This window comes from Streptomyces sp. NPDC088194 (assembly GCF_040702025.1).
Lineage (GTDB): Bacteria > Actinomycetota > Actinomycetes > Streptomycetales > Streptomycetaceae > Actinacidiphila.
In genome coordinates, this window is sequence record NZ_JBFBIV010000012.1 from 16,656 (window position 1) to 27,786 (window position 11,131).

General features: G+C 74.2%; 11 protein-coding genes. 6 read left to right on the forward strand and 5 right to left on the reverse strand.

Features of this window, described 5'->3' with window-relative positions; all coding sequences use genetic code 11:
• Position 1 precedes the first annotated feature (1 nt).
• The 5 genes from AB0399_RS08880 to AB0399_RS08900 are packed head-to-tail and all read left to right on the forward strand — an operon-like array spanning position 2 to position 5,139.
• Positions 2 to 1,156, forward strand: coding sequence for an acyl-CoA dehydrogenase (locus tag AB0399_RS08880; RefSeq protein WP_366410758.1), 1,155 nt, complete (start codon positions 2 to 4; stop codon positions 1,154 to 1,156).
• A complete protein-coding gene (locus AB0399_RS08885) occupies positions 1,153 to 1,869 on the forward strand; it encodes a 4'-phosphopantetheinyl transferase superfamily protein (protein WP_366410759.1) in 717 nt (238 codons plus the stop codon). Before AB0399_RS08880 ends, AB0399_RS08885 begins: the two co-directional genes overlap by 4 nt.
• Positions 1,866 to 3,464, forward strand: a complete 1,599-nt coding sequence (locus tag AB0399_RS08890) for an AMP-binding protein (RefSeq protein WP_366410760.1) — start codon at positions 1,866 to 1,868, stop codon at positions 3,462 to 3,464. The genes AB0399_RS08885 and AB0399_RS08890 overlap by 4 nt, the downstream gene beginning before the upstream one ends.
• 26 nt (positions 3,465 to 3,490) lie before the next feature.
• Positions 3,491 to 4,420 (forward strand): DMT family transporter, encoded by a 930-nt coding sequence (locus tag AB0399_RS08895; protein ID WP_366410761.1) that lies wholly within the window; start codon positions 3,491 to 3,493, stop codon positions 4,418 to 4,420.
• Positions 4,417 to 5,139: an alpha/beta fold hydrolase gene (locus AB0399_RS08900; protein WP_366410762.1), complete on the forward strand. Its 723-nt coding sequence runs from the start codon at positions 4,417 to 4,419 to the stop codon at positions 5,137 to 5,139. The genes AB0399_RS08895 and AB0399_RS08900 overlap by 4 nt, the downstream gene beginning before the upstream one ends.
• 118 nt (positions 5,140 to 5,257) lie before the next feature.
• Here AB0399_RS08900 and AB0399_RS08905 read toward each other — a convergent pair whose 3' ends face one another.
• Both AB0399_RS08905 and AB0399_RS08910 read right to left on the reverse strand, forming a co-directional pair.
• A complete protein-coding gene (locus AB0399_RS08905) occupies positions 5,258 to 6,019 on the reverse strand; it encodes an SDR family oxidoreductase (RefSeq protein ID WP_366410763.1) in 762 nt (253 codons plus the stop codon).
• A 203-nt stretch (positions 6,020 to 6,222) separates the two neighbouring features.
• Positions 6,223 to 8,076 (reverse strand): FAD/NAD(P)-binding protein, encoded by a 1,854-nt coding sequence (locus AB0399_RS08910; RefSeq protein ID WP_366410764.1) that lies wholly within the window; start codon positions 8,074 to 8,076, stop codon positions 6,223 to 6,225.
• 239 nt (positions 8,077 to 8,315) lie between these two features.
• Here AB0399_RS08910 and AB0399_RS08915 point away from each other — a divergent pair, with 239 nt between their 5' ends.
• Entirely contained in the window at positions 8,316 to 9,035 is a 720-nt protein-coding gene (locus tag AB0399_RS08915; protein ID WP_366410765.1) for a methyltransferase domain-containing protein, read from the forward strand.
• Positions 9,036 to 9,092: 57 nt separating this feature from the next.
• Here AB0399_RS08915 and AB0399_RS08920 read toward each other — a convergent pair whose 3' ends face one another.
• From AB0399_RS08920 to AB0399_RS08930, 3 genes are all read right to left on the reverse strand, one after another.
• Positions 9,093 to 9,833 carry an IclR family transcriptional regulator gene (locus AB0399_RS08920; RefSeq protein ID WP_329363040.1) on the reverse strand — a complete coding sequence of 247 codons (741 nt, stop codon included), beginning with the start codon at positions 9,831 to 9,833 and terminating at the stop codon, positions 9,093 to 9,095.
• 213 nt (positions 9,834 to 10,046) lie between these two features.
• A complete protein-coding gene (locus AB0399_RS08925; protein WP_366410766.1) occupies positions 10,047 to 10,820 on the reverse strand; it encodes a fumarylacetoacetate hydrolase family protein in 774 nt (257 codons plus the stop codon).
• Positions 10,820 to 11,113 (reverse strand): YciI family protein, encoded by a 294-nt coding sequence (locus tag AB0399_RS08930; RefSeq protein WP_329363044.1) that lies wholly within the window; start codon positions 11,111 to 11,113, stop codon positions 10,820 to 10,822. Before AB0399_RS08930 ends, AB0399_RS08925 begins: the two co-directional genes overlap by 1 nt.
• Positions 11,114 to 11,131: the final 18 nt, after the last annotated feature.

The following is an 11,131-nucleotide window of genomic DNA, read 5'->3' on the forward strand; positions in this document are numbered from 1 at the left end:
CGTGCCTGACGCCCGCGCCGCCGCTGTTCCCCCGGGCGCCGCGCCCCCGGCCCCCGATCCCCCCGTCCCCGATACCCCAACCGCCCCTCCCCCAAAGGCCGTTCCCCCGGCCCGCGTCCACCGGCTCCTCAAGGAGTTCGCGGACGCCGGGGAGTTCCGGCGGCTCTACCCGCACCCCGCACCTGGCCGGCTCGACCCGGTCGTGCTCAGGGAACTGCTGGCCGCCGCCGACGCCGAGGGGGCGCTGGGCCCGGTGCTCTCGCTCTGCGTCCACCTGGCGTCGGCGGTGCCGCTGCTCGCCGCGGGCTCCCGCTCGAAGACGACCGCCGCGTGCCTGGAGGCGGCGCTGCGCGGCGAGCGGCTGGTCGCCCTGGCCGCCACGGACGAGGGCGCGGGCTCCGACCTGGCGGCGCTCACCACCACGGTCCGCACGCGTCCCGACGGGCTGGTGGTCGACGGCACCAAGCGCTGGGTGACCTCGGCGACCACCGCCGGCGACGCCCTGGTCCTGGCCCGCCGGTCGCCCGGGCGGCACTTCACCAACTTCACCTGGGTCCTGGTGCCCCTGGACGCTCCGGGGGTCACGGCCGAGCCCGCGGACACCGAGCTGTTCGCCGGCTCCGGGGTCGGCCATCTCCGCTTCTCCGACGTCCGGTTGACGACGGACCACCTGGTGGGGCGGCAGGGCCGCGGCATGGCGGCCTTCGCCCAGCACATCGCGGTGGAGCGGCTGGCCTCCGCGGGCTGGGCGATCGACCTGTGCCGCAGGATCATCGCCGACACCGACCGGCGGCTGGGCAGCCGCATCGTCGAGGACACCGCGCTGCGCCGGCGGTCCGGCGTCCGCCAGCGCCTGGCCGAGTGCGCGGTCCGCGTCGCCGGGCTGCACGCCCTGTGGACGCAGCTGCGGGACCGGATCGCCGACGAGCGGGACGGCACCGCGGCCGCCCTCCTCAAGGCCGCGTCGGGGGCGACGGTGGACCATGTGCTCGCCGAGTGCGCGCGGTTGCAGGGCGCCGACGGCTTCGCACGGGGCGGGGCGCAGGCGCTGCGCGCCGAGGCGGCGATCTTCGGCATCGGCGGCGGCACCACCGAGGTGACCCTGGACATCGTCGCCGAGCGTCTGGACGCCGTGTTGGACGGGCTGGCGCCATGACCGTACCGCCGCCGGCCACGGGGCCGGGCCTGCGGCTCGAAGCCGCCCCGGGCATCTGGGTCGCCCTCCACGAGAGGCGGGGCGCCTGCCACGACGAGGAGCGGTTCGACCACCACCAGGAGCCCGCGCCGTACCTCCCTCCGACCCGGGAGGATCTGGCCGCGGCCGACGGCCTTCCGCCGTGGCGGGCCGCCGAACTGCTCGCGGGCCGAGGGCTGTTGCGTGCCCTGCTCCGGGCGCGGTACCCGGAGGCCGCCGGCGCGCCCGTCGCCTACGAGCCGGGTGGCCGCCCCGCCCTGGCCGGCCGGCCCCGGATCGGCATCAGCATCAGCCACGACCGGGGGGCCGTCGCCGTCTGCGCGGCACTGGACCGCGCGGTCGGCGTCGACGTCCAGCACGTCCCGGCGGAGGTCCGGCCCGCCCTGCTTCGGCGCTGCACCCAGGGCCGCGCCGAGGAGTGGGCCCGGCTGCCGGCCGAGCGCCGGACCACCGAGTTCGCCTGGCTGTGGACGGTCCAGGAGGCGTGCGTCAAGGCCGAGGGCAGCGGCTTCGCCGGGCGGCCCTGGCGGGTCCGGGTCCGCCCGGCGGCGCGGGCCGGCAGCTGGGGCCGCTACTGCTGGGTGTCGCTGCGCGACCGGACCTCCCTCCCCCTGAGCGTCGCCTACGGCGCACCGGCCCCGTTCCCCATCGAGCCCGCGGAGCAGCAGCCATGACCCCACAGCGCGGCATGTACGGGTGGTTCGCCGACACCGCGCGCCGCCATCCCGCCGCGGTGGCCCTGGAAGTCGGCGGCCGGCCCTGGAGTTACGCCGAACTCGGCCACCTGGCAGGCCGGTTGGCCGAAGCGCTGCACGCGGCGGACCCCGGCCGGCCGCTGCGGCGGATCGGGCTGCTGGCCTCCCGTACCCCGCACGCCTACGCGGGCTATCTGGCCGTCCAGCGGCTGGGCGCGAGCGTGGTGCCGCTCAACCCGGCCTTCCCGGCGGCCCGCAACGCGGCCATCGCCAAGGCTGCCGGGCTCGATCTGGTCCTCGCCCAACCCGACTACGCCACCGCCGAGTTGGGCGCCCGACTGCTCTCGCCCGATCTCGGTTCCCTCCCGCCCGCGCGCGCGTTGCCGGCCCTCCCGGCGGGCGCCCGGGGACCGCGGGACATCGGCTACGTCCTGTTCACCTCGGGATCGACCGGCTCCCCCAAGGGCGTCCCGATCCAGCACCGTTCCGTCGACGCCTATCTGAGCCATGTCATCGACCGCTACCAACTGGACGTCGGCGCACGGCTGTCGCAGACCTTCGAGCTCACCTTCGACCTCTCGGTCTTCGATCTCTTCGCGGCCTGGGGATCGGGCGCGACGCTGGTGGTGCCGGGCCCCGACGACGTCCTGGCACCCGCCCGCTTCGTCGCCCGCGAACGGCTGACCCACTGGTTCTCCGTGCCCTCGGTCATCTCCTTCGCCCGGCGGCTGCGGGCGCTGGCCCCGGACAGCATGCCGTCACTGCGCTGGAGCCTGTTCTGCGGCGAGACGCTCACCCTCGCCCAGGCGAGCGCGTGGCAGCGGGCCGCGCCGCACAGCGTGCTGGAGAACCTCTACGGCCCCACCGAACTCACCCTCAGCTGCACCGAGTTCCGGATGCCCGCACCGGGCACTCCCGCCGCCGGCACTCCCGCCGCCGGCACCGGCACTCCCGCCGGCAGCACGCCCGCCGCCGGGCCGGGCGGCGCCGTACCGATCGGCACCCTCTACCCCGGCCTGGAGCACCTGGTCGTCGACGAGGACGGCCACGAGGCCGACGAGGGAGAGCTGTGCGTACGAGGCGTCCAGCGCTTCCCGGGCTATCTCGACCCCCAGGACAACATCGGGCGCTTCCTGCGCCGGGAGCAGGGGCGTACCACCGTGGTCGAACGGGCCGATCCCCCCTCCGACGACCTCTGGTACCGCACCGGGGACCGGGTGCGCCGGAGCCCGGACGGGCTGGTCCACCTGGGCCGGCTCGACCACCAGATCAAGATCCGCGGCTACCGCGTCGAACTCGGCGAGATCGAGGCGGCGTTGCGCGCGCTACCGGGCGTCAACGAGGCGGTCGTGCTGTCACTCGACGGCGCCGCCGGACAGGAGCGGCTCGCAGCCGCCTGCACCGCGCAGTCCGGCGCCCGGCTCGACCCGGACACCCTGCTGGCGGGGCTACGGGAGCGGTTGCCCGCCTATATGGTGCCGGTGACCGTCAGCGTCCGTCGTTCCTTCCCCTACAACCCCAACGGAAAGATCGACCGTACGGCGCTACGCGAGGCGCTGGCGCGGAACCCCTGATGAGCGCGATGAGGAAAGGCCCCGCCATGAACGTGGAGCCCGGCGCGACCACCCGGCGAGCCGCCGCACCGGCGGACGTGCCGGAGGGCGCCGATCGAGCGAGAGTGCCGGGGAGCGTGTCGGCCGTGGCGGGGGTGGTGGTCTTCTCGCTGACCTTCCCGACCACCGCCTGGGCCCTGGAGGGCATGGGCCCCTGGACGGTGACCACCGTGCGCGCCGTGCTGGCCGCGCTGATCGCGGGCGGCTGCCTGCTGGCCCGGCGCGTCCCCCTCCCCCGGCGCGCGCACTGGGCCGGACTGGCCACCGTGGCGGGCGGGTTGATCGTCGGATACCCGCTGCTGACCACGCTGGCGCTACAGACCACCACCTCCACCCACGCCGCGGTGATCGCCGGGCTCCTGCCGCTGACCACGGCCGTCTACGGCACCGCGCGGACCGGGGTCAGGCCGCCGCCGGTGTTCTGGGCCGCCGCACTGACCGGGGCGGCGGTGGTCGTCGGGTTCGCGTTCCAGCAGGGCGGCGGGACGTTCTCGGCGGCGGACCTGTACCTGTTCGCGTCACTGCTGGTCGCCGCGGCGGCGTACACCGAGGGCGGGCTGCTGGCCCGGGCCATGCCGGGCTGGCAGGTGATCGCGTGGGCCCTGGTGATCTGCCTGCCGCTCACGGCCGCCGGCTCGGTGGCCGCCCTGCTCGTCGACCATCCGCACCCCACCGCGCGCTCGCTGATCGGCCTGATCTGGCTGGGCGCCGGGGCGCAGTTCCTCGGCCCGCTGGTCTGGTACCGCGGGATCGCGGCCATCGGCATCACCCGGGCCAGCCAGATCCTGCTCTCCCAGCCGCTGCTCACCCTGATCTGGTCGGTTCCGATGCTGGGCGAGCGCCCGCCGGTGATCGCGGCCGTCGCGGCGGTCGCGGTGCTGGTGTGCATCGCCGTCACCCAGCGGGCCGGCCGATGAGCGAAGAACCCGGGCTGCTCATGACCCTGGGCCGGCGCAGCGGCCCGCTGGACACCGTGCTGATCCACCCCGCCGGCGGCGGGCTCGGCCAGTACCTCCGCCTGGCCCGGCGACTGGCCCGGCACGGCACGGTCCACGGCATCCGCGCCGCGGGCCTGCTGCCCGGCGAGCGCCCCGAGCGGAGCGTCCCACGGATGGCGGCCGCCTACCGGGAACTCCTCGACCGGCTGCCCCGACCACCCGCCCTGCTCGCCGGCTGGTCGCTGGGCGGCATCCTCGCCTGGGAGCTGGCCGCCCAGGCCGCTGCCGCGGGGAACGCCGGGGATACGCCGCCGCCCGCCGTCGTCATGATCGACAGCCACCCCGAACTGGAACCGGACAACGCGCTGCTGCGCTCCCACCCACTCGACAGCATCGAACACTCCGTCAGCGGACTGTCCTCGGGCTTCGAGCCGGCGCTGCTGCGCTCCACCGCCGCCGCCCATCTCACCGCCGCACGAGCCCATCGCGTCCGACAGCCCAGCGACACCCCCACGCTCCTGCTCGCCTGCGCGAGCCCCGACCGCGAGGCGCAGATCGCCCGCTGGCGCTCGCTCGCCACCCGCCTCACCGTCCGGGACCTGAACTGCGGCCACTTCGAGATCTTCACCCCACCCCACCAGGACGAACTGCTGGGCCACGTCCAGCCGTTCGTCGACGGGCTCATCGCGGCACGCTGAGCCGCCCGTCCCTTTTGGGGCGGCTCCCGCGCGCTTGACTCCGGCAGCCGTGAAGCCGTGACAGGCGCCGGGGAACTCGCGGGGCCCGGCACCCCAAACCCCTTCCGACGGGCGTAGGTCACAGGGTGCGCAGGGCGCCGCCATCGATGTGGATCATGGTGCCGGTGACGTAGGACGCCGCCGGCGACAGGATGACCGCGGCCAGGCGGCCGAACTCCTCAGGTGTGCCGTAGCGTCGCAACGGGATTTCGGCGGTCCGTTCGGCGCGGGCCCGCGCCGGATCGTCGTTGGCCGACTCCAGGCTTTTGAGCCGGTCGGTGGCGATCGAGCCGACAACGAAGCCGTTGACCCTGATGCCGCGTGGACCCAGCTCGTCGGCGAGTGTTTTGGCGGCCATAGCGAGCCCCGGGCGCAAGCCGTTGGAGACGCTTATGTTCGGCCAGGGGGATTTCACGGACAACGACAGCACGAATCCGATCGATCCGTCGGACGGGAGTACGGGTGCGGCGGCACGGGCGAGGCGCAACGCACCGAGGAATACCGACTCGAAGGAATCCCGCCACTGCTCATCGGTGATCGTGGTGATCGGGCCGGTGGGCGGACCGCCCACGCTGATCAGCACGCCGTCCAACCGGCCGAAGTGGCGCAGGGCGGAGGCCACCATCTGCTCCGCCGCCAGGGCGTCCGCGTTGTCAGCGGCCAGGCCCAGCACGTTCTCCGGGCCGCCCAACGCCGCCGCGGCCTCGTCGACCGCGGCCTGGTTGCGTGAGGAGACCACCACCCGAGCGCCCTCACCGACGAGGGCATGGGCGGCGGCGAGGCCGAGTCCCTTGGTCCCACCGGTGATCAGGAAGACTTTGCCGTCAATTCCCAGGTCCATATGACTCCGCCGGCTCCACTGAATCCGCTGTGTTCGGACGCGAGGAGCGCTGGTATTTCCTTCAACGCACCACCGCAGGCCCGGCCCTGACTCTATCCGAGATCCAACACAGCGCGTGCCACCGCTGGATGGCCCCGATCGGCGCCGTCTCGCCTTTGCCGGCCGGTCGGCTCTTCGAGTCGGCGAGCCGTTCGATTCCTTGGTCACGGTGAATGCGGAACGGAGTGGCGCGCCGAGCAGGCCACCGGGTCGAGGGAGCGGTCGGCCGTGTCCATGAGGCGCAGGCACCCCGCTGCGATGCGATCGGCGTCCCGGAACGCCTCCCCGGCAATGCCCGACACGTCGAGGGAGGTGACCCAGGGCACGAGTTCGGTCGGCGGGCCGTAGCCGAAGCGCCGCGGGTGGGGCGTCCCGTCGGCACGGACGACCGCCACCGTCGCGGTGTCGACGTCGAGCGCTCCGGTGGCGTAGTCCCCCCGGCCGTCCGGGAGGGAGCGCTGGCGGATCTGGCCGGTAGCGGCGAGATGGCGCAGCAGCGGGTCGCTGGTGCGGCGGATGTCGGGCGCCGGCAGGTGGGCCTCGATCAGGCAGCGCGCGACGACCCGGCTGCCGCTCACCGCCGGTGAGTACGCGGCGAACCGCCCGGCGTCCTCGTCGGCCTCGATCAGCATGTGCGGGCCGACCAGGCAGACGGCAGCGCTGTCCATCAGGGCCGACAGCTCCTCCAGCCGGGCGCTCTGCGGTCCCTCCGCGCCCACGTTGTCCAGGGAGGCGAAGGTCCCCAGGACGTGGTCGCGGAAGGACCTGCCGCTGATGCGGCCCTCGCGCGCGAGGTCGCGGACCTGCCGCCGCACCGAGCTCAGCGCGCGGCCGACCGCTTCGGGGCGCGCGCCCTCGGGCCGCAGGTCCGTACGCATCAACCGGGCGGCCCACTCGCGGTATTCGCCGGGGCTGCGGAAGGTCAGCCCCGAGGCCGGCCGGACCAGCGCGTCGACGTCGCGCTGGGAGGCGGAGGTGTCGTCGACCGGCACGGGCGCCGCCGGGGCGTTGCGCAGCCGTCCGATCTCGTGCAGGGCCAGCGGCCAGATGTGGCGGCGGAAGTCGATCGGGCCGCTGCCCGCGCTCTCCCGCAGCCGGGCGGCGAGGTCGACGTCCGGCGCGGAGGGCGGCTCGGAGGCCGGCAGGGAGGGCTGCGGGACGCCGCGGCCCGACCCCGCGAACAGCACGGGCTCGCGCCCGGAGGCCAGGTAGCGCAGCCGTCCGTTCGCCGCGCGCTCGTAGCGGCCGCCGCGTCCCGTGGTCAGCATCGCCACGTAGTCGAAGAAGTTGAGGCCGAGGCCGCGGATCAGGACCGGCTCGCCGGCGGCGATGCCGTCAAGGTTCACGTCGGCCGGATTCGACGCGGGTACGTGGACCAGGCCCCGGGCCCGGGCCCAGCCGGCGAACCAGTCCTCGCCGGCGTCGGGGAGCATGTCGACGTGGCCCTGGGCGAGGACGACCGCGTCCACGGTCAGCGTCAGCTCCCGGCCGTCGGCCGCGGCGATCCGGACCGCCTGGCAGCCGTTCGGGGCGTCGTCCAGCGCGCGGGCGGTGGCGCGGTGGTCGAAGATCTGCACCCGTGCGGGTGCGCTGCGCCGTACGTGGTCGAAGGCCCAGCGGAGGTAACTGCCGTGGAAGGCGCGGGTGGTGCAGGCCGCGGGGGTCAGCGAACGGGCCTCCGCCGCCGCCTGGGGGTCGGCGGGGACGCCGCCGTCGGCCACGGCGCGGGCCCAGTCCCACAGCGTCGGTCCCACGCTGGGCCGTGCGGCACGCTCGCCCGGCAGGGGCGGTTCGCCGAACACCGTCACGCGGGCGCAGGGGCTGTTCATCAGCAGCGACCTGCTCTGGTCGCCGCGCCACACCCGCCCCGCGCCCGGATCGTACGGGTCGATCACATGGAGGTGGACCGGCCGGTCGGACGCGGACGCGGCGAGGCCCGAGCACAGCCGTTGCAGAGCGATCAGGCCCCTCGGTCCCGCCCCCACCAAACCGATGCCGAACGGTTCAACCCGCGTCACGTAGGCTCCTTCGCAACGTCCTCACCCGATGGGGAAGCGTGCTCGGCCGGAGCAGTGTCCGGCAGGCCGGGCGCAGCTCCGGGCCCAGCCCTGGGGGCGGCCTCAGGCCGGCCGCGAAGTGCCCCCTGGTCAATATAATTGACGCCCCGTCATCTCTCCAGCGAGCCTCGCCCCCGCGAGGGCCGGGGGCCCGGGTTTTGGCCACGTCCGGTGACGGGGAATCCGGTTCGCACTTTATAGTGAGCAGCGGTCCGGTTGACTACGACTTCGGGGGCACCGTGGAGGGGGAGGTCTCGCGCCTTTTCGGCGACGGCGCCAAGCGCTATGACGAGGCCCGCTCGCGGCTGGTCCCCCACCTCAACGACTTCTACGGCCTGGCGATCGACGTGGCCGTGCGCGGGCACGGCCCCGCGCCGCGGGTCCTCGACCTCGGCGCCGGTACCGGCCTGTTCAGCGGGGAGCTGGCCCTCCCGCTGCCGAACGCCTCCGTCGACCTGGTCGACTCCTCGGCCGCCATGCTGGCCGTCGCCGACCAGATGCTCGACCTCTACGCGGTGGAACGGACGATCTACGAGCAGGATCTGCGGGCGCCGCTGCCGCAGGGGCCGTACGACATCGTGATCTCCGCCCTGGCCATCCACCACCTTCCACACCCCGACCAGCGCGACCTCTACCGGCGGGTGCGCGAGGTGATGAGGCCGGGCGGCGTGTTCGTCAACGCGGAGCAGGTGGCCGGCGGCACCCCCGCCCTGGACGCGCTGTACGAGGAGACCTGGCACCGCGAGGTGGTCGCGCTCGGCGCGAGCCCGCGGGAGATCGACGAGGCCGTGCAGCGGATGGCCTACGACCTTCCCGCGCCCGTCTCCACGCACCTGAGCTGGCTGGCGGAAGCGGGATTCAGCCAGGTGGACTGCCTCTACAAGAGGTACCGCTTCGCGGTGGTGGCCGGGTGGGTGTGAACGGGACCGGGGGCCGGCCGGCGCGCGGGGCCCGGTCGCGGGTGCGCTGACCGGCGGTCAGGCGGTTTCGTCGCGCGCGTCCTCGGTCTCGGTCCCGGGTGCGAGCGGGTCCCCCGGCGGGAAGTCGCCGTCCTCCCAGGAGGCGGTGAGGCAGCGGGCGGCGCGGGCGGCCTGGAGGCGCAGCCGCTCGATGTTGGGCACGATCCGCTGCATGGGGCCGCTCACCGACAGGGCGCCGAGTATCCGTTTGGGGCCGGTCATCACGGCCGCGCTGACACTGGCGACGCCGACTTCGCGTTCGGCGATGCTGTAGGCGGTGCCTTCCAGGCGGATACGGTCGAGTTCCGCTTTGTCGATGTCGCCGAACTGCTGCCAGTCGTCGGACCAGGCGAGCAGGATCTTCGCCCCGGACCCGGCGTTCAGCGCGAGGCGCTCGCCGACGGCGACGGTCTCCCGCAGCCCGGTGGGGCGGTCGACGGCTGCGACGCAGAGGCGCTCGCGGCCCTCGCGCACGTAGAACTGCACGCTCTCGCCGGTCTCCTTGTGGAGGGTGCCCAGCACGTCGCGGACCGTGGTCAGCCACGGCAGGGCGGCGACGGCCGCGGTGCCCCAGGACAGGACGCGGGTGCCGAGCAGGTACTCCCCGGCGCTGGTCCGCTGGACCACGTCGTGCGACTGGAGGGCGGCGGCGATGCGGTAGATCGTGGAACGCGCTATGCCCGTCTCCTGGGCGAGTTCGGCAGGCGAGGAGCCGCCGCCGGCCAGGGCGTCGAGGACCGCGATGACACGGTCCACCATGACGATCCCTGACTCTGTGCTTCGCTGCGTCAATCTGCTCTCCACGAGGACCGTCCGTCGCCTGTCAGTCCTCGGACGCTATCAGGCACTTTACCGGGTGCCTTCGCGGTCGTGCCAGGTCCGGTGGCCGGTGCGGACGCCCCGGGTGGTCCGGGTGGCCCGGTCCCGGGCACCGGTTCCCCCCGGGGCGGCCGCTCGCCGGCCGTGCGCGGCCTACCCCGAGACGGGGTTGCGGAGCACTCCGACTCCGGCGATCCCCACCTCCACCACGTCGCCGTCGTGGAGGGCCGCGCTGCCCTCCGGGGTGCCGGTGAGCAGAACGTCCCCCGGCAGCAGCGTCATCAGGGCGCTGAGGCCCGCGACCAGCTGGTGGACGCTTCGCACCAGGCCGGCGGTCGAACCCGACTGCCGGACTTCGCCGTTGACCCGGGTGGTGATCTCCGCGTGGAGCGGGTCGAGGTCCGTGGTGATCGACGGGCCGAGCGGGCAGAAGCTGTCGAAGCCCTTGGCCGTGGTCCACTGGCCGCCGTCGCTCCCCACGTCCCACGCCGTGACGTCGTTGGCGCAGGTGTAACCGAAGACGGCCCCGTCGGCCTGCTCAGGGGCGATGTCCCGGCAGACCCGCCCGATGACGACGGCGAGTTCGCCCTCGAAGCGGGTGTCGCGGGAGATCCGCGGCAGGACGACCGGGTCGTTGGGCCCGATCACGGCGGTCGGCGGCTTGAGGTGGACCACGAGGCGGCCGGCCTCCTCGGCGCGGCCGCCGTAGTTCCGGCCGATGACGATGATCTTCCCCGGCTCGGCCGGGGCGAGCAGCAGTTCCTCCTCGAACAGGACCAGTTGGCCCGACTCGGCCGCCACCCCTTCGTGGAGATCGCGCACGATCTCCACGAAGGTCTCCCCCTTCAGCAGGTGGACGGTCCCGGAGGCACGGTCCACCCGCCCGTAGGAGGCGCCCCGCTCGGTGCGCACGCGCACGATCTCCATCAGTGCACCCCCTTCGCGGCCCAGATGCCGGTCGTCGGGTTCCAGTCCAGCACCCGCACCGAGGCGACCAGGCCGGCCTGGGTGAAGGGGTCGGCCGCCAGGACGTCGTCCAGGTCGGACCGGTCGGCGGCGCGGTAGACCAGCAGGCCGCCGTTGACACCGGCCACCGGTCCCGCCGCCAGCAGGACGCCGCGCTCGATCAGTTCCTCCAGGTACGCGCGGTGCTGCGGGACCCAGCCGGCCCGGGCGCCGCGGTCCCCCACGTAGGTGCGCTCCACGACAAAGGTTCCCATCGGTGCTCTCCTTCCACG